This window comes from Acutalibacter sp. LFL-21 (assembly GCF_025630755.1).
GTDB lineage: Bacteria > Bacillota > Clostridia > Oscillospirales > Acutalibacteraceae > Acutalibacter > Acutalibacter stercoravium.
Map to the genome: position 1 here is coordinate 61,586 of NZ_JAOTNT010000010.1, position 18,635 is coordinate 80,220.

General features: G+C 54.7%; 14 protein-coding genes, 3 tRNA genes and 1 rRNA gene. 2 read left to right on the forward strand and 16 right to left on the reverse strand.

What is annotated here, in order from left to right:
• Positions 1 to 10: 10 nt before the first annotated feature.
• The 7 genes from ODJ80_RS11785 to ODJ80_RS11815 all read right to left on the reverse strand — a co-directional run bounded on the left by ODJ80_RS11785 (position 11) and on the right by ODJ80_RS11815 (position 11,258).
• On the reverse strand, positions 11 to 2,701 hold the full coding sequence (locus ODJ80_RS11785; RefSeq protein WP_263042253.1) for a translation factor GTPase family protein: 2,691 nt from the start codon (positions 2,699 to 2,701) through the stop codon (positions 11 to 13).
• A 168-nt stretch (positions 2,702 to 2,869) separates the two neighbouring features.
• The gene (locus tag ODJ80_RS11790; protein ID WP_263042254.1) at positions 2,870 to 4,357 is read right to left on the reverse strand and encodes a response regulator; all 1,488 of its coding nucleotides are present in this window, start codon (positions 4,355 to 4,357) and stop codon (positions 2,870 to 2,872) included.
• Positions 4,358 to 4,370: 13 nt separating this feature from the next.
• Positions 4,371 to 6,119, reverse strand: a complete 1,749-nt coding sequence (locus tag ODJ80_RS11795; protein WP_263042255.1) for a sensor histidine kinase — start codon at positions 6,117 to 6,119, stop codon at positions 4,371 to 4,373.
• A 39-nt stretch (positions 6,120 to 6,158) separates the two neighbouring features.
• Positions 6,159 to 7,616, reverse strand: a complete 1,458-nt coding sequence (locus ODJ80_RS11800) for an MBL fold metallo-hydrolase (RefSeq protein WP_263042256.1) — start codon at positions 7,614 to 7,616, stop codon at positions 6,159 to 6,161.
• 27 nt (positions 7,617 to 7,643) lie between these two features.
• Complete coding sequence (locus ODJ80_RS11805) at positions 7,644 to 8,504, reverse strand: carbohydrate ABC transporter permease (RefSeq protein WP_263042257.1); 861 nt, start codon at positions 8,502 to 8,504, stop codon at positions 7,644 to 7,646.
• Between the two features lie 37 nt (positions 8,505 to 8,541).
• Complete coding sequence (locus ODJ80_RS11810) at positions 8,542 to 9,432, reverse strand: ABC transporter permease (protein WP_263042258.1); 891 nt, start codon at positions 9,430 to 9,432, stop codon at positions 8,542 to 8,544.
• A gap of 83 nt (positions 9,433 to 9,515) precedes the next feature.
• Positions 9,516 to 11,258 (reverse strand): extracellular solute-binding protein, encoded by a 1,743-nt coding sequence (locus ODJ80_RS11815; RefSeq protein ID WP_263042259.1) that lies wholly within the window; start codon positions 11,256 to 11,258, stop codon positions 9,516 to 9,518.
• A 772-nt stretch (positions 11,259 to 12,030) separates the two neighbouring features.
• Here ODJ80_RS11815 and ODJ80_RS11820 point away from each other — a divergent pair.
• Positions 12,031 to 12,435, forward strand: a complete 405-nt coding sequence (locus tag ODJ80_RS11820; RefSeq protein WP_263042260.1) for a hypothetical protein — start codon at positions 12,031 to 12,033, stop codon at positions 12,433 to 12,435.
• Between the two features lie 69 nt (positions 12,436 to 12,504).
• On the opposite strand, the gene ODJ80_RS11825 is transcribed toward ODJ80_RS11820, so the two are convergent.
• Positions 12,505 to 13,281, reverse strand: a complete 777-nt coding sequence (locus tag ODJ80_RS11825; RefSeq protein WP_263042261.1) for an AraC family transcriptional regulator — start codon at positions 13,279 to 13,281, stop codon at positions 12,505 to 12,507.
• 129 nt (positions 13,282 to 13,410) lie between these two features.
• Between ODJ80_RS11825 and ODJ80_RS11830 the strand changes: the two genes are divergently transcribed.
• Positions 13,411 to 14,736: an alpha-glucosidase/alpha-galactosidase gene (locus ODJ80_RS11830; RefSeq protein WP_263042262.1), complete on the forward strand. Its 1,326-nt coding sequence runs from the start codon at positions 13,411 to 13,413 to the stop codon at positions 14,734 to 14,736.
• A 96-nt stretch (positions 14,737 to 14,832) separates the two neighbouring features.
• Here ODJ80_RS11830 and ODJ80_RS11835 read toward each other — a convergent pair whose 3' ends face one another.
• The 8 genes from ODJ80_RS11835 to ODJ80_RS11870 all read right to left on the reverse strand — a co-directional run.
• A complete protein-coding gene (locus ODJ80_RS11835; RefSeq protein ID WP_263042263.1) occupies positions 14,833 to 16,434 on the reverse strand; it encodes a leucine-rich repeat protein in 1,602 nt (533 codons plus the stop codon).
• A gap of 329 nt (positions 16,435 to 16,763) precedes the next feature.
• Positions 16,764 to 17,363: a manganese catalase family protein gene (locus tag ODJ80_RS11840; protein WP_263042264.1), complete on the reverse strand. Its 600-nt coding sequence runs from the start codon at positions 17,361 to 17,363 to the stop codon at positions 16,764 to 16,766.
• Complete coding sequence (locus ODJ80_RS11845; protein ID WP_263042265.1) at positions 17,364 to 17,615, reverse strand: spore coat protein CotJB; 252 nt, start codon at positions 17,613 to 17,615, stop codon at positions 17,364 to 17,366.
• A complete protein-coding gene (locus ODJ80_RS11850) occupies positions 17,612 to 17,815 on the reverse strand; it encodes a spore coat associated protein CotJA (RefSeq protein WP_263042266.1) in 204 nt (67 codons plus the stop codon). The genes ODJ80_RS11845 and ODJ80_RS11850 overlap by 4 nt, the downstream gene beginning before the upstream one ends.
• Before the next feature lie 358 nt (positions 17,816 to 18,173).
• Positions 18,174 to 18,249: transfer RNA gene (locus ODJ80_RS11855), tRNA-Asn, on the reverse strand.
• A gap of 32 nt (positions 18,250 to 18,281) precedes the next feature.
• A tRNA-Glu gene (locus ODJ80_RS11860) sits at positions 18,282 to 18,357 on the reverse strand.
• A gap of 3 nt (positions 18,358 to 18,360) precedes the next feature.
• Positions 18,361 to 18,436: transfer RNA gene (locus ODJ80_RS11865), tRNA-Lys, on the reverse strand.
• An 82-nt stretch (positions 18,437 to 18,518) separates the two neighbouring features.
• Positions 18,519 to 18,635: ribosomal RNA gene (locus ODJ80_RS11870) — 23S ribosomal RNA — on the reverse strand; the annotation flags it as partial.

An 18,635-nucleotide genomic window follows, 5' to 3' on the forward strand; every position in this document is an offset into this window, starting at 1 on the left:
GCGGCCTTTTTTATTGGCTGGAAAGCACCCGGCGGATCTCTTCCTCGGCCTCCTGAACCTCCTTGCGGAAAGCCTGGGAGGAGACCCGCAGGGCCCCCGCCCCCAGGATGATGAGCTGCTCGGTGGCGTCGGAGGTGACCACCCGGGTGTGGTAGTGCCGGGCGATAGCGTGGGTGGCCTTCTCGATGTACATGTCGGCGGTCTCGGCCTCCTTGGTGTAGACCACGTTCAGGTTGTGGTACTTCTCCACCGAACCCACGCCTCCCTTGACCTTGTAGGCGTCGAACACCAGGATGGGCACGCAGCGCCGGTAGGCGGCGTAGTTACACAGAATATCCATCAGCCTGCCCCGGGCAGCCTCCATGTTTGTCTGGGCCAGGGCTTTCAGATCCTCCCAGGAGAAGATCACGTTGTAGCCGTCCACCAGCAGGTGCTCCGGCCCTTCCCGCTGGGGGCGCTTGCCCTTTTGAGAGGCCAGCTTCAGCCCCTGGGGCCGCTTCTTTTTGCCGGACTCCTGCATGGCCAGCCGGGGGTCCCGCTGGATGGGGCCGTAGGTGCGCTCGAAAATGGCCATCAGCTCCTTGTCCTGGGCCAGGGCGTCCCGATAGGCGGCAGCCCGGGCCTCCACGGTGCGGGGGCCCTCCTCCTGGGCGGCGGCCTCCTCCTGGGCCACCCGGGCCAAACGCTCCCCCCGGGCCAGGACGCTGGGCAGGTGCATGTGGCTGGGCACCTTGTCCCACCGGACCATCACCCCGGCGCCGTGGCTGCAAAACACGGAATCCGCGGTGTTCTCCAAGTCCCCGTCGATGTCGTAGCCCGCCTGGGCCATCACCTCTTCTGTGTTGTGGCAGGGGGCGTAGCCGTCCGGCAGGCAGGAGAGCTGTCCCCGGCCCTTGGTGTAGGCGGCTACCTCTCGGGCGTAGCCCCGCAGGCAGGCCACCGGCGCCCGGCCAGAGAGTGCCGCCTCCTCCCCCTGGGTCTCCGGAGGATCGAACTGGGCACAAAGCCGGGGCATATCCGCCAGGGCCCGGCCCAGGCAGTCCTGGGGAAGGCGCAGGGTGAAGCGGTACCAGGGCTCCAGCAGCAGGCAGGCGCCCTGGGCCTGGGCGGTCCGCAGGCCCTGGCGCACCGCCCGGTAGGTGGCCTGGCGGAAGTCCCCGCCCTCCGTGTGCTTGACGTGGGCACGGCCCGCCGCCAGGGTCAGCTTCACATCCGTGAGGGGGGCGCCCATCAGGGGGCCGATATGGGTCTTCTCCGCCAGGTGGGTGAGGATGAGCCGCTGCCAGTTGCCCGCCAGCTCATCCTCCCGGCAGGCAGTGGCGATCTCCACGCCGCTGCCCCGGGGGCCCGGCTCCATCAGCAGGTGGACTTCCGCGTAGTGGCGCAGGGGCTCGTAGTGGCCCACACCCTCCACCCGCTGGGAGAGGGTCTCTTTATAGAGGATACCCCCCTCGTCGAAGGTGACCTTCAGGCCGAAGCGCCGCTCCAGCAGGCTTTGCAGGATTTCCACCTGCACCCCTCCCATCAGCTGCAAGTGGACCTGGCCCAGACGCTCGTCCCACACCACATGGAGCAGGGGGTCCTCCTGCTCCAGCTCCCGCAGATAGCCCAGGGCGGTGTGGACGTCACACCCCTGAGGCAGCAGCACCCGGTAACGGAGCACGGGCTCCAGGGCTGGAGGGGTGGCGTCCTTCTCAAAGCCCAGGCCCTCCCCCGGATAGGGGCCGGAAAGCCCCACCACCGCCGCCACGTCCCCGGGCAGGGCTGTATCCACCAGCTGGAACCTGGTTCCAGAGTAAATCCGCAGCTGGTCCGCCTTGCCGCTCCAAGCCCGCCTGGCGTCCGGCCGGGCGGAGAGCTCCGCTTTCACTTTCAGCTCCCCGCCGGTGACCTTCAGCCAGGTCAGCCAGGCGCCGGAGCTGTCCCGGGTCACCTTGAACACCCGGGCCCCCAGTTCCTCCCGAGGGGGCAGGGGCTGGGTCAGGCGCTCTAAGCTCTCCAGCAGAGGGTCCACCCCCTCCAGCTTCAGCGCCGCGCCGAAGAAGCAGGGGAACAACTGCCGCCTTGCCACAGCCTCTGCCAGCTGGGCATCCCCAGGGGCGCGGCCCTCCATCACAGCTTCCAGCAGGTCCTCGCTGCACAGGGCCAGATCCTCGGCGCTTTCCGGATCGGACAAATCCACACAGCCCGAACCGAACCGGCGGCGCAGCTCTTCCATGCGGGCGGCCCGGTCCGCCCCAGCCAAGTCCATCTTGTTGACAAACAGGAACACCGGCACCTGGTAGCGTTCCAGCAGGCGCCACAGGGTCTCCGTGTGGCTTTGGACGCCATCCGTGCCGCTGACGACCAGGATGGCGTAGTCCATCACCTGCAGGGCCCGTTCGGCCTCAGCGGAGAAGTCCACATGGCCGGGGGTGTCCAGCAAGGTCAGCTGGGCGCCGGGCAGTTTTAAAACCGCCTGCTTGGAGAAGATGGTGATGCCCCGGGCCCGCTCTAAGGCGTCGGTGTCCAAAAAGGCATCCCGGTGATCCACCCGGCCCAATTTCCGCAAGGCTCCCGCCCGGTAGAGCATGGCTTCGCTAAGGGTGGTCTTGCCCGAGTCCACATGGGCCAGTATGCCGATGACCAGCCGCTTTTGAGCCTGGCCTCCCTCCGCCCCCTCTTTGCCGTGTTGAATATCCGTTCTGCCTTTCGCTTCCATTCTGCCGACCTCCTGTGTGTTCTGCGCGACCGCTGCACGGCTCCTATTATACCGCAGGAGGGGGGCGGTTGTACAGGGGGAGGCTCACCGTGGATCCAGCGCGATTTGCAGCGCCGCGTCCCACTGGAAGGGCAGGTACTGGCAGAATGAAATTTCCCGCTTTCAGGGTTAGTCTTCTCCCGAAAACTTGTCACGTCCTTCCCTTTGACAAAACTTTTTATATTCTTTTGGCGTCATTCCTGTGTATTTCTTAAATAATTTACTGAAGTAGTGTGGGTTATGTCCTAACCCAATTTGCTCGGCCACCTTATAAAATTTATTTTCCCCCATAGTCTGTATCAAAAATTTGGCATGCTCCATGCGGCGGTGGTTTAGATAAGAGGAAAAGTTCTCTCCCGTATGGGCATAAAAAGCTTTTCCAACATAGTCTTCATTGCGGAAGACCACTTCATTGGCAATTCGCCGCAAAGTCAGGTTGCTCTCGTTTAGGTGCTCGTCAATATAATTTAAAACTTCTTCCACAAAGCTCTGCGGTTCCTCCCCTTTCTCCTCAGACACTGTTTTTAGAGCCTTTATCAAAAGATTTATAAGCACATCCTCTCCCACATCTTCGTATAACCCGTTAAACAAGCTAGAAATTTCAGAAAAGGAAGACTTATATTTGAGGAGCACACGGACTACAGCCACAATTAAAACGCTCTCCCCATATTTTTCTGCCATTTTATGCAGCTGATCACGTTGCGTGCTTTCTGTCTGCGTCAGGGTTTGCTCAATCTGCTCTATCAACTCCTCAATTTGAATTTCGTTTTGACTGGGCTGTTCTTCTCCTTGTTCTTCACCGCCCACATGAAAAAACTGGCAGGGCTCTGTTTCTATTTCATTGATTGTTTCCGGGAGGCTTTCAAGCGATATCGGTGCGACTTTTAGCTGTTTCGCGCACAAAAAACTTTCCAGTTCCTGCAGCGCCGGTTCCGGTTGCTTGGAGGTTTGACTTAACCACAATACACAGATATGCCTTTGCATTAGGATTATCGGGGGAAGAAGCTTGCCTCTCCAAGGCATTCCCTTTTCCCATATTTGATATGGCATTTCCCCTGGTTCCGCCTCCATCATGGCAAGGTAAAGCTGACCTTCTGTGCTTTCTACTAATTCGCGCAGCAACTGGGAGGTTTTCTCCCGGTTTGGATTCCAAAGGGTGGGAACAAAATGGTCTGTGATTACAGGAAAAGCCCGGTTTTGAAAGCACATGGCTTGATGGGCATATCTCCAACGGTCCCGATCCCTCTCTGCTTTTTGCAGAGCATCTGCTAAATCCTCTTCACTACATGGCTTAAGAAGGTAGTACCTCACGCCTTGACTCATGGCACTTTGGGCAAACTCAAATTCATCAAACCCGGACAAAACGATAAACTCTGCATGACATCCTAACTCCCTTGCCCGAAATATCAGTTCTATGCCATTGACCAGCGGCATTTTCACATCCGTAACTACTAAATCGGGCTTATCCGTTTGGATTCGCTCCAGCGCCTCAATGGCATTGTCGCACAAACCAATCAGCTCGATATTGTATTTCTCCCAGGGCATTGCGGCAGAAATCGTTTCAAGTATGTCACGTTCGTCATCCACAAGCAATAGCCGGTATTTTTTGGACGTCATACAGTTTCTCCTTTCACTCTCCTCGAGGCAACGTCAGTTCCACCTTGGTACCATGACCTGTGTTGCAAACCTGGATACCATATGATTCTCCAAACAAAAGCAAAATCCTCTGCCGCAAGTTTTTCAAACCGATTCGTGTAGTATTCCCATCCCCCGGCTCAGGACGCTCTAAAACAGAAGCGTCAATGCCTGGGCCATTGTCCTCTACAGAAAGAATGATTTTCCCGTCCTCTTCCCTTGTGCACACCCGAATCCAACAGGGGCCCAACATACTTTCCAAGGCGTACTTAATCGAATTTTCCAATAGAGTTTGAAGCCCCATTGAAGGGATCGGTGATCCCAAAAAAGTATCGGGAACGTCAAACTTCACATGGAGCCTATCGCGATAACGGCACTTTTGAAGGTACACATAGTAACGAGCTATTTCCAACTCCTTTTTCAAGGGCACCACCGCCCCCTGTTCTTTTAAGGTATATCGCAGAATTTTTCCCAAAGCCTCTGTAATTTGAGAAATATCCTCTTGTCCCACCGCTTTGGCGCGCCAATGGATCGTCTGTAAAATATTGAAAAGAAAGTGAGGGTTGATTTGAGCCTGCAACGCTTTGATCTGGGCATCCTTTACCGAGAGCTGCTTTAAATAATTGTCCTCCACCAGCCGGCGAAAATCCACTGCCATTTCATCAAAAGAACGGTGCAGATATCCCAGCTCATCCTTACGATCCGTGTATTCACCTGTGGGAAGCAGCTCGAGCCGCCCCTCTTGAAACAGGCGCATCTTTTTCACCAGCGCTTCAAAATGCCACACAATATGGGACACCAGTCGAGAACAAAACCACAGGCAACCGCTGTAAACGCCTGCTGCTGTGATTAGAACCATGATATTCAGTGCCCGTAGAGATGCGGCTAGGTTTACGATAGGAAGATACAGAGCATAGGTCAGCCCATAGTGGGAATAGGTGGCGTAGCTGGCGAAATATTCCTCCCCCTGCAGAGAAACGCGGCGATATTCATTGTGCAGGGGAAAGGAAGCCTCCTGCCGTCCGGCGGGAAGGTCGGTAAGCAACACTTTCCCCTGCCGGTCATAAATGGTAATCTGCGGCTGGTAAGTAAGATTTAGGCCGTCCTTCACCCTGTCTTCCACAATTTTTTGAAAGTCAATTTTCAAAAGGAGCAGACCGAGAGAATCCAAATTCATATCAATCGTATTCCGGATCTCCCTGACATAAAACAAACTGTTATCTCCCAACTCAGTGGACACGCACACCGCTTTTCCTTTGGCCTGCAGAGCAAGCTCCATAAGAGGGGCCAAGTGTTCCTCAAAGGTGTCCTTTCCTTCCCCGTTTGTGCTGAAATACTCGCCCCTAGACCAAATGGCGGCTTGATCTACATAAGCATTTTTTGAGAAATAGTAGTTCATCGAGTCATAAAGCCTTTGTAAGCAATTACTGTAAAGCAGCACTGGCTCTCGAGCATGAAAATCCAGCTGACTGTCGCGCAGCATTCCCTGAACCGCTTCATCTGTGGCAGTCCAGGCCCCCGCCTGCTCAATCGCATCCAAATCGCTTTCCACCATCTCTGCTGTCATATTCAGAATCTGGGAAGTGTTTTCATACAATTTCTCATCATATTGCTGAAATACAAAAAAAGAGGCCGCCAGCACCACTGCCAAAGAAAGGGAAAGCAGGGCGCAGAACACGATCATCATTTTCCTTTTTAAACGCAGATCCTGCGCCCACTTTTTCATGCCTTCCCAAATGTTCATTTATGTCCTCCTCACATCCGCCAGTTCCTTTTACCACCTTTACAGAAATCGAAAGCTTACCCCAGCCTCTCTCCATTGGGCATGGTGTTCCGGTGAGTTCCGCAGCTGCTCTTCAGGGATAAGCCCTTCCAAAAGCATGGTGCACAAAGTAATCATATCCTCCACAACTCGCCCGGAAATCGGATTAAAGTATAGGGATTTTCCTGATAGATACCATTCCTGCCTGCGCATATCACATCCATTTTCTTGGATAAAATGCCCACCGTACCAAGCATAATCTTCCAAATCGGGCTGGTTATCCCGAAATTTCCTCAGAGCTGTTTGGTAATCGGAAATCCGCTTCCGCCATTCTTCCCACCGACAGATCATCAGGACAATATAGCCCGACCCAATGGCATCACCCGTAAAAATACTTTTATGAAAGCTGTCCTTAAACACCAGTGAATGGGGCGTATGTCCTGGAAGGTCTAATGCTTCTATGATAACGCCGCCTCCCAAATCAATCTTACTGCCGGCTTCCAGGGGGAAGACCGCTTTCCTAGAAGGCATAGAGAAGCCACGGCTTTTCATGTAGTCCATCAGACCGCTTTGTTCCCAAATAGCCGCCGCATCCCTGGACTGCATCCAGACACTCGAGAAGCTGGCGGCGTGAGCCATATGGTCTTGATGTGGATGAGTGACCGCCAGCTCTACCGGCAGCGGCGTAAGGGAACGAACCAATCCTGCCAAATCCCCCTCTCCCATTCCAGTGTCAATGAGAAGGGCTTTTTGTGTTCCGCACACCAGATAGGCGGACGAAGTAAAGTAATCATCAATGCGGAAAAGTCCTGGCCGCAGATAGTGAACGGCAAATTGCTTACGCCTGTCCTGAGAGAAAAGCCAGGACAGGAATTCCGTTTCCTCCGCTGCCTGCCGCCACAACGCACTGCTGGCAGAATTGCTCTGTAAACAAGTGTATCTGGCATTTTCTGCGCCGCAGGTGCGCAGCGCCATAACCGCTTTCCGGCAGGAAGTTCCCTGGGGGCCCAGCGCTACGCTGCACTCTGCCGCAAGACCGTATTCCTTTCTCTCAAACCCCCAAAAGGGAACAAATTTTAAATTGCGGGCCTGGTAGGGGTCCCTTGGGCCGGCAAAAGCCGCTACCGCTGCAAAACGGGAGGGAAACCGAGAGGCCACAGCCCAAGCTCCTTGACCACCTAGAAGATAAAAGCGGCATCCATCCAAAAGAGATTCCTGTTCTGAAAGGTCGAAAAGCAACTCGTGAAGGGCGAGCGCCTGTTCCCATTTCTCCCACCCCCCATAACACCAGGGGACCAACAGCCAAGAGGGATGCTTCTCTTGGGCTTTTTCCGCAAGTATCAACTCCGCTTTTTCCATCATGCTCTTTTCTGTGTCCTCCTCCTCTGGCAAAAGGACACACAAGGGGCCCGGAGCCTGTCTTCCTCTCCACAACGTGTACCGAAGCTCCCCTTTATTTCCACAAACTTTATCTGTCATATCTATCATTCCTTTCCTAAGAGGTTTTCATTCTTTCACAGCTCCCACTACAATACCTGTGACAAAATACTTTTGCAGAAAAGGATAAATCACCAAAATGGGGATCATCGAGACCATAACCTTGGCAGAATTAAAGGTAAGGCTGGACATAGCCAATTTTTCTTTGATCTCCTCTGGAGACATAGTAGCCATTTGGGTGGGGTCCAAAGTTGCTGAAAGTGATTGGATATAGGTCTGCAAGGGAAGTTTGGATTGGGTATTAATGTAAATTTTTCCGTCAAAAAAGCTATTCCAATGGTTGACAATTGCAAACAACGCCACGGTGGCCAAAGCCGCCTTGGATAGGGGAACATATATGTGCCACAGAATATACCAGGGATTTGCTCCATCCACATAGGCTGCTTCTTCCAACGAATCCGGAATATTTTTGAAGAAATTCATCAGGAGAATCACATTAAACACAGGCACTGCCGTAGGCAGCACCAACGCCCAAATAGAATCCATCAGGCCAAGATAGCGCACTACCATAAAGGTGGGAACCAGCCCTCCGTTAAACATCATGGTGAACACGACAAACCACATGTAGAACTTTTTGCTATGAAATACCTTAGGGCTTTTGGAAAGGGGAAAGGCCATCAAAATCGTTAGCAGCATATTGATGCTTCCACCGATAATCACACGAAGCACTGAAACCAAAAAGGACTGACCAAACTGGCGCTCTTCCAACATCGCTTTATAAGAGCTGAAATTAAAGTTTACCGGCCAAAAGGCCACCTCTCCCATAGCAGCGCTCGTGCGGTCGCTGAAAGAAATGGCAATCGTATTCAAAATTGGGACCAGGCAGATCAACCCGCAGAACAGCAAGGCAATCCAAATGACTACATCCACAGGTGTTATTCTTTTTAACTTCACAGCGCAACCCCCCTCAGAAAATGCGATACCCACAGAACTTGTCCGCCAGCTTATAGGCAGAAGCCAGCAATCCAAAGCTGATAACTGATTTGAACAGGCCTACAGCAGTAGCCAGACTGTACTGGATGTTTTCCAGACCAGTACGATAGACATAGGTGTCAATAATATCTCCAGTACGATAGACCAAGGGGGAATACATATTATACACCTGGTCAAACCCCGCGTTTAAGACCTGTCCCATGTTCAAAGTGGTCATCAGCACAATGGTGGGTAAAATGGCAGGAAGGGTGATATGAACAATTTTCTGCCAGCGGTTAGCCCCATCAATATCTCCCGCTTCATAAAGAGTGGGATCAATACTGGTCATTGCCGCTACATAGATAACTGCGTTGTAGCCAAACTCTTTCCACACATCGGTTCCAATCAGGATGGAACGAAACCAACCGTTGTCAATTAAAAACATGGTCGGTTCTCCTCCCATGGACATCACTATCTGATTTACCACGCCAGTATAGGAAAACAGGTTGGAAAACATCACTGCCAGGATGACCCAGGAAAGAAAGTGCGGAAGGTAAACCACCGTCTGGATTACCCGCTTATAAAGGACATTGCGGCATTCATTAAGCAACAAGGCAAAAATTATGGCGGCTAAAGTTCCCAGTATAATCTTGGAAACTGCAATAATCAAAGTGTTTTGTAAAATTTGCCAGAAATCAGGCATGAGAAAAAGCCTCTTGAAATTATCAAGCCCTATAAACTGGGAGCCAAGGATTCCCTTGGCGGGGATGAAATTCTGAAAGGCCATCACCAAGCCGCCCATGGGAACGATGGAAAAGACAATCAAAAACACCATTCCTGGGAGCAGCATAGCGTGATAATACCGGGCATTTTTCTTACTGTACATGGACAAGACCTCCTCACAAGAAAATGGTGGGGGCTCCCGGCGGCACCGGGCGTCCCCACCGGACTCTATGATATTTTCACGGTTTATCCTTGGTCTACGATTGCCTGTACCTCCTGGGTCAACGTATCGCCGCCCAAGCTCTTCCACTGGCTAACAAACTCATCGAAATACTCCACAGGCTTTTCACCTACAATAATTTGCAGGTACATCTCGTCCTCCAGTTTATCCAAAGTGGCTTTCAGTTGTGTAGAGGACTCTGTCTCATAGTAGTAGGCCGCATAGACAGGGTTGCCCTCTTCTACCACAGCACTGCCCACATACCGGGTCCAATAGGCCCAGAAAGCGGCGCTGTCTTTGTCGCCGTCTGCAAACTGTTTGGCTGCCACACACTGGGAGCGGTCATAATCCGTCATACCCTCATACTCTTCATAGCTTCCTGTGTCCACATTGCTCTTAACACATTTACCCAGCTTGGGCACCACATCGAAATAGTCGAAGGTCAGGGCACCAAGCACATTCAGGCTACGGCCGCCAGAGTCATCCACTTCGCCGTTGTCTACCATTTCTTGACGCATTGCAGCATACTTAGCGGCAATCTCATCGTTTGGATCATATGTGCCCCGCACCACTTCGTTGTTGGCTGCCAAAGCCATCACAGCGGCCTCCGGATGCTCACAGTCCTTACTGACCACGCACATCTGCTCCGTTGCAGAACCAGTCATATAGTTGAACTCGCCCTCGTCGTTAAGCGGAACTGCCAGTGCCAAGTATTCGATGTCTGGTGTGTTGGTAAAGGCATCGTTCTGTACTGCCCACCAGGGACCGAATTTGGCGCCTGCCGTACCAGAGGTCCATAGTGCCTCTGTCTCCCCTGAGCCAATACGGGTGGGGAACTGTTTATCAATCAAACCGCGCTGATACCAGTCCGCTAAAACCGCAAGAGCTTCCTTCATATTGGGATCGGTAGAGCCGTAATACACAGTACCCTCCTCGTCGGTCATCCATTGACGAGGATAGCAGTCGAACACATTAAACACCGATTCGAGGCCGTAGTCTCTAGAATAGCCATAAACCGGCTGAGTGGCATGAACCACCAATCCAGTGGTATCATCAACCCCATTACCATCAGGGTCTTGGGTTACAAACGCTTCTAATACCTCTGCAATCTCATCTAGCGTTGTGGGGGCGTCTAAGCCCAAATTGTCCATCCAGTCCTTCCGAAGCCACAGCAGATTTTGGGCATAACCCAGATTGCTGCCAGGAACAGCCAGCTGCTTTCCTTCAATTGTCACAGCTTCAATATTCCGGTTATCAAAGCTTTCATCCACCAATTTCAGTGTTTCCCCTCTATACTGAGGATAGATCTCTGTCAGATCGGCAAGTAGGTCGTTTTCCGCCATCTGCCGGAAAGTAAAGTATTTATCCACATACATCAGGTCGCACAGTTCCCCAGAAGCAATATTGATGGAGAGCTTGTTGTTGTATTCCGAAGACTCGGCACTCCATGCCAACTCCATTTCAATGTTATAGCGCTCTTTTAGAAAATCGTGGATATAGTTGTCTTCCGGGCTTTGATCCGCTGGAAACTTTGCACCCGGATACATCACTTTGCTGTAGGTCAATTTGACAGGTTCCAGATACTTACCGTTTTCATCGAAAAGGCCGCTCTCCTCCGTGGAAGCAACACTGGATGAGGATGCTTCCGTGGAAGTCTGTGAAAGGACATTTGAAGTGCTTTCTGTCTCTCCGCTTTGAGAGCAGGCGGCACTAGTCATCATCAATGCTGCGGCCATTCCAGCTGCCATCAGTCTTTTATGCAGTTTCATCCTATTTTCTTCCTCCTTGATTATTTGCAGATTCCGGAAGCCTGCTTGATATTACAAGTATATCACCGTTAATCCGTATAATAAAATGTAAAATTCAGGTATTTTTTTAGCAAATTTCCGACTTTTCATAGACTGTTCCACCGGTGTCTGTGCCACACCTACCCTAATCGAACAACCCCATTCGGAAATCAGACAGCACCTGACACCGCAGAACAAGGTGGCCTTGAAACGGCCAGGGGGAACCCGAGGGGTTTGTGGGAAGCGGCCGCGGCTCTGGTGCCAGGCATGGACACGGCTCATCTCCCCTTGGAAAGGCAGACCGGAAAAACTGAAAAGTTAGGACGTGATTTGGCAAATCCACGTCCTTGTTTTTTGGCATTGGGCCCGATACTATGAGGGAAAATAGGGGCGGATATTCGGACTGTCCCTTCCCTTTGGAAAGGAGTTGTGCGACGGATGGACAAGGAGTTTCAGACGCTGTTCCAGAACCCGCCCGCCCCCTACCGGGGCGCCCCCTTCTGGGCCTGGAACTGCAAACTGGATCGGGAGACAATGGTGCGCCAGGTGCTGTACTTTAAGGAAATGGGCATGGGCGGCTTTCACATGCACTGCCGCACCGGCCTGGACACCGAGTATCTGGGCGAGGAATTCATGGAGATCATCCGGGCCTGCGCGGAAAAGGTCAAGGAGGAGGACATGCTGGCCTGGCTCTACGATGAGGACCGCTGGCCCTCCGGCTTTGGGGGCGGCTATGTGACCCGGGACCCCGCCGGTGCGGGAGCTGGCCTTTGGGGACTGGACGGCCCAGGGGCTGCCCTTCTACGCTGGGAACGTCACCTATCACTGCACTCTGGACACAGCCCCCGGGACCTATCAGCTGGAGGTCACCAAGTACCGGGCGCCCCTGGTGCAGGTACGCTTGGACGGCCGCCTGGTGGGCAGCCCGGTGTTCTCCCCCTACCGGGTGGAGCTGGGCTCTCTGGAGGGGGCACACAAGTTGGACGTCACCGCTTTCGGCAGCCGCATTAACGCCTTTGGGGCCCTGCACAGCTGCAAGCCCGTCACCTGGTGCGGGCCGGACGCCTGGCGCACGGAGGGGCCTGCCTTCAGCTATGAGTACCAGCTCACCCCCTGCGGTGTGCTCATTTCCCCCAAGCTGTTCCGCTTGGAGGGCTGAGCCGCTGCCGGGCCCACGAGATAAACAAGCCGCCGGAGGCCTCCGGCGGCTTGTTTGCTTCTGCTCTTTTCACAGGTGGTCCTGGGACCGCCTGGCGCTGGGACACTGTCCGAACCGGCGCTTGTACTGGCGGGAAAAGTTGGACAGGTCCGAAAAACCCGCTAAAGAGGCCGCCTCTGTCACCGCGTAGCCCTGGGCCAGAAAGCGCTGGGCCTGCTCCAGGCGCAGCTCCATCAGATAGGCCTGGGGCGGCAGGCCGTAGGCCTCTCGAAAGAGGTTGGTGAGGTAGCGCCGGTCGATGTGCAACGCCGCAGCAATCCGTTGGATGCTTACCGGCTGCATGTAAGAGGTCTCCAGATACGCCTTGGCATAGGAGGCGTAGTCGTTGGGGCGGCGGGACGGAGCCGGGGTATCCTGGGAAAGGCGGTACAACAGCTCGTACAGCAGGGCAAAGATCTTTCCATCCTGTGGCCCATACTGATACTGGTCCCGCAGTTGCTCGAACAGCTTGCGCACCGGGGGCTGGCGCAGCACCGGCGGCCGCAGAAACTCTGGGGTTTCCCCCGCCTGAAAGCCCAGCCACACATATTTCCAGGGGGTGGTTTGGCTGGCCTGATAGGTGGTGACCTCCTCCGGGCAGATGACGAACAGGTCCCCCGGCCCCACCCGATGGAGGACCCCGTCTTTCAAAAAGGTACCCTCCCCTTCCAGCACGAAGTGCAGCAGGTGATAGTGGCGCACCGCCGGGCCAAACCGGTGGCCGGGCTCGCAGGCCTCATACCCATAGTTGAGGGGTGCCAGGCCGTGCCACCAGCCCGGGGCCACCGCGCGTTCAAACTTTTCCATCCCATCTTCCCTCCTGGACGATGTTTGTTTCCATTTTACCAAATGGGCCCTCCTTTTGGCAATAGCTTTTTCAGGGAGAGTCTGTTACACTGTAAGCACATTCCGATTCTTTTAGGAGGTTGTATGGCCATGTTGAAAATCACCTTTATGGGCGCCGGCAGCACCGTGTTCGCCCGCAATGTGCTGGGCGACGTGATGTGCACTCCCGCCCTGCAGGAATGCGAGATCGCCCTGTACGATATCGACGGCACCCGCCTGGATGAGAGCTTCCGCATTCTGTCCACCATCAACCAGAACATCAACCAGGGCCGGGCCGTCATCAAGCCCTATCTGGGAGTGGAGAACCGCAAGGAGGCCCTGCGGGGCGCCAAGTTTGTGGTGAACGCCATCCAGGTGGGTTTCTACGAGCCCTGCACTGTCATCGACTTTGAGATCCCCAAGAAGTACGGCCTGCGCCAGACCATTGCCGACACCCTGGGCATTGGTGGCATTATGCGGGCCCTGCGGACCATCCCCGTGCTGGAGGACTTTGCCCGGGATATGGAAGAGGTCTGCCCCGACGCCCTGTTCCTCAACTACACCAACCCCATGGCCATGCTCTCCGGCTATATGCAGCGCTACACCGGCGTGCAGACCGTGGGCCTGTGCCACAGCGTGCAGACCTGCTCTCAGCACCTGCTGGAGAGCCTGGGAATGGAGGACAAGCTGGAGGGCCGCAAGGAGCTGATCGCCGGCATCAACCACATGGCGTGGCTGCTGTCCATTCAGGACAAGGACGGCAACGACCTGTACCCCGAGATCCGCAAGCGGGCCAAGGAGAAGAACGCCGCCGAGAAGCACGGCGACATGGTGCGCTTCGACTACATCGACAAGCTGGGCTACTACTGCACCGAGTCCAGCGAGCACAACGCCGAGTACAACTGCTTCTACATCAAGAAGAACTACCCCGAGCTCATCGACCGGTTCAACATCCCCCTGGATGAGTACCCCCGCCGCTGTGTCAACCAGATCAAGGACTGGAAAGAGATGAGTGAGAAGCTGCTCTCTGACACGGAACTCTCCCACGAGCGCTCTAAGGAGTACGCCTCCTACATCATGGAATCGGTCATCACCGGCGCGCCCCTGCAGATTGGCGGCAACGTGCTGAACACCGGCCACCTGATTGAGGATTTCCCGGAGCAGGCCTGCGTGGAGGTGCCCTGCCTGGTCAACGGCACCGGGGTCCATCCCACCTATGTGGGCCACCTGCCCCCCGTGCTGGCCGCCATGAACATGACCAACATCAACACCCAGCTGCTGACCATCGAGGCAGCCCGCACCCGCAAGAAGGAGGATATCCTGCGGGCCGTGATGCTGGAGCCCCACACCGCCGCCGAGCTGTCCATTGACGACATGGCCAAGATGATCGACGAGCTCATCGAGGCCCACGGTGACTACATGGTCATGTACCACTGAGTTTTTTTGAGTTCTGTAAATATGAAAAAGCCCCTGGCTGCGCGCCGGGGGCTTTTTGCATAGACTTGAAAACGCAGGCTCCTTTTCAAGGCAGAGTCACTGCGCGTAGTGCTTGTACAGGAAGGTGACGATCTGGCCCCGGGTGCAGTCCAGGCCGGGGCCGAAGGTGGTGGCGCTGGTGCCCACGGTGATGTTGTTCCGCACCGCCCACAGCACGGGGCTGTAGAAGTAGTCCCCGCTCTTCACATCCCCGAAGGGGTTATTGCCGCTGACGCTGGGGGACCCGGCCGCCTTGTACAGGAAGGTCATGATCTGGCCCCGGGTGCAAGGAGAGCCGGTGCCGAACTTGGTGTCGCTCACGCCGGAGGTGATGCCCTTCTCCACCGCCCACAGCACGGCGTCGTAGTAGTAGGCGTCGGGCTTCACATCGGTGAAGGGGTTATAGCTGCTGGTGGGCTGGGGCTTGCCCGCGGCCTTCCACAGGAACATCATGGCCTGTTCCCGGAAGCAGGCCAGGCCGGGGCTGAAGGTGGTGTCGCTGGTGCCCGCGGTAATGTCGTTCTCCACCGCCCACAGCACGGACTGGTAGAAGTAATCCCCTTCGTGCACGTCCGTAAAGCTGACGGGCACTTCGGGCTCGCCCTCCAGGGCTTCAAAGGCGTAGCCGTATTTTAAAGCATATTCCTCCGCGGTGGAGCCCTTGTAGCCCCGGACGGTGGTGACGCCAGCCTTGCCCAGCGTGTCGCTGCTATCATAAATCTCGCAGTTGGAATTCAGCACAGTGATACTGGTGGGCCTTGCGCCATAGAACGCGAAGAGCCCGATATAGGTGCAGGTGCTGGGGAAGACCACATCCTTGAGGCCCTTGCATTGCTCAAAGGCGTTGTAGTCCACGCTCTCCAGCCCTTCCTCAATCGTCACATTCTCCAAAGCGGTGCAATAGAGGAAGGCCTTATACGCAATCTTTTTGACAGAACCGGGAATGTGAATGCTTTTCAGGCTGTCGGCCCCACTAAAAACAGCTTCGGGCAGCTCGGTAATGCCGTATCCCAGTTCCACGGTGGCCAAGTCATCGCAGTTGCTAAAAGCGTTTTCGCCTAAGACAGCGCTGCCGGGAATGGTGGCCGAAGTGATTCCCGAAGACCGGAAAGCACCTTCGCCGATATAGGTCACGCCGCTGGGGATCTCCACATCCACAAGGCTTTCGCAGTCACTAAAAGCGCTGTCCCCAATGGAGGTAACAGTGTCTGGCAGTTCGGCGTAGGCCAAGTCAAAGCAGGAGAGGAACGTGCCTTCCTCGATGGCAGTGACGCCAGAAGGAATAGTGATGCCCTTCAGGGAATAGCAACAGGCAAACGCCCCGGCCCCGATGGAGGTGAGGGTATCCGGCAGGGTGACCTGCAAGATTTCATCCGTAAAGCCAAAGGCGTTCTCACCAATGTGGGTCACGCCGGACTCCACCACTACTTGGGAAAAGCTGTCGGAATAATCGTGCCAAGGCACATTTGTGGCATACTGATAGTCTGCCATAGCACCCTCGCCGGAGATGGTGAGGGTGCCGCCGCTGATCTCCCACTTCAGGTTGGCGCCGCAGGTGCCGCTGTACTGGGCAGCGCTGGCCGAGAGGGGCAGGGCCCCCGCCAGCAGGCACAGCGCCAGCACCAAGGCCAGCAGCTTTTTCATCTTTCTGTGTTTCATGTTCTACCAGTTCCTTTCTCAAATCATATTAAAAACGCAAAAGGGCGCCTCTCCCTTCCGCCAGCACCTGCGGAAAGAAGAAGCACCCTTTTCGTTTTTGACATTCCAAAAAGAGGGGACTTCCTACAAAGGCAACTCCTCTTGCTTGCACGAGACCACTCCGAGCCATCTCGTTTGTCAACTCCTCAAGCCAAACTCTTTTTCAATTATTACATAAATTTTCTAAAAACACAAGGGAAAAGTGCAATTTATCACATTGATTTTGGGGGACGTCTCCCCCCAAAAAACAGGAAAGCCGTCCCGGTTCCCCAGGACGGCTCTCCCCTCTTTCATCTCTTGTCAAAGGACGGGTTGAAGGCGTAGAAGTTTTTGGAATCCAACTGGTCGGTGAGGATGCGGAGGCCCTCGCCAAAGCGTTGAAAATGAACGATTTCCCGTTCCCGCAGGAATTTGATGGGATCGCGCACATCCGGATCATCCGTGAAGCGGAGGATGTTGTCATAGGTCATCCGGGCTTTCTGCTCTGCGCTCATATCCTCGTGGAGGTCGGCAATGGTATCCCCTGTCACAGAGAATGTGTTGGCGTTGAAGGGTGTGCCAGAGGCCGCCACGGGATAGACGCCTGCGGTGTGATCGACAAAATAATCATCGAAGCCGGCCGCCTTGATCTGGTCCGGGGTCATGTTTCTGGTAAGCTGATAGACGATGGTTCCCACCATTTCCAAATGGGACAGCTCTTCCGTACCAATATCCGTCAGAATTGCTTTCAACTCTGGGACAGGCATGGCATAGCGCTGGCTGAGATAGCGCAGGGAAGCCCCGATTTCACCGTGAGGCCCTCCATACTGGCTGATGATCAATTTGGCCAGGCGCGGGTTGGTGTTCTTAATGTGGATGGGATACTGGAGGCGCTTCTCATAGACAAACATTCAGTTTCCCTCCTTTTCCCAGGGCCAGGGGTCACTGATCCAGGCCCAGCGGCTGGTATCCTGGGTGGTCTCGCCCAAGGGGCCGAATTTCTCCTCGTACTCTTTCCGCAGGCGCGCAGCCCTTCCCTGGTATTCCTCCAGGCGGCGGGCAGCCTCCTTGTTATTGGGATGGGTGTCTAAAAACAGGTGGAGCTCCCAGCAGGCAAACCGGGCGGCATAATACCGTTTGCGCATCATCTGCTCTTCATTCAACGGGGCTCCCCCCTTCTGCCGTAAAAGGGCTTATCTAAAATTGGGAACAGCGTGCCGGCATCCAACGCACGGTCCAGAGAATGAAGTTGGGCATCCCACTGCTGGTAGGGCACATAGGCCATACCGGGCACCGGGTCTTTCGGCAGAGGGCTGAGACCTTCGTACAGGCCGCAAGCCATGCCTGTAATCTCTTCCGCCAAGGTGATTACCCCTTTCCTTGTTTTTTGGGAGGACAGCCTTGTCCCCTTGTTCCAGATTATGCGCCGGCACAAAATAGGTGACAAGCAGAGGGCCTGGACGGTTCACCTCTCTTACCGCGCCCCTTGCGGGAACCATCAGAACGCAAAAAACATCCCGGCAACTTAGCCAGGATGTCTTTGTTCCCCAGAGGCGGTTCACTGTTTCGGGGCAGAAGAGCTCTCGGATAACGAGAGAGAAAGCTCCACTGGAATTCTCGATAATATACTCTTTGAGAGAAATCACAAGAAAGCACTGAGAGGCGGCGGAACATCCGCGCAAAAGAAAAAAGCTGCAAGTGAATCAATCACTTACAGCTTTTGGCTCCCCCAGTTGGACTCGAACCAACGACACCGCGGTTAACAGCCGCGTGCTCTACCGACTGAGCTATGGAGGAATATGAAGAAATTGCACGAATGTGCAATTTCTTGGTGACCCGTACGGGAATCGAACCCATGTTTGCGGCGTGAGAGGCCGCCGTCTTAGACCGCTTGACCAACGGGCCATATGGTGCACCATCAGGGACTCGAACCCGGGACACCCTGATTAAGAGTCAGGTGCTCTACCAACTGAGCTAATGGTGCATATCAGGTGTACCCTGAAAACTGAACAAAGCGGAAAGGAGAAGAAACGAGAGACGCAATGACTGAATCTCGAAAGAGATCTATGGTCAAGCCCTCGGCCTATTAGTACTGCCAAGCTGAACATGTTACCATGCTTACACACGCAGCCTATCAACCTTGTAGTCTACAAGGGGCCTTACTGGCTTACGCCATGGGATAT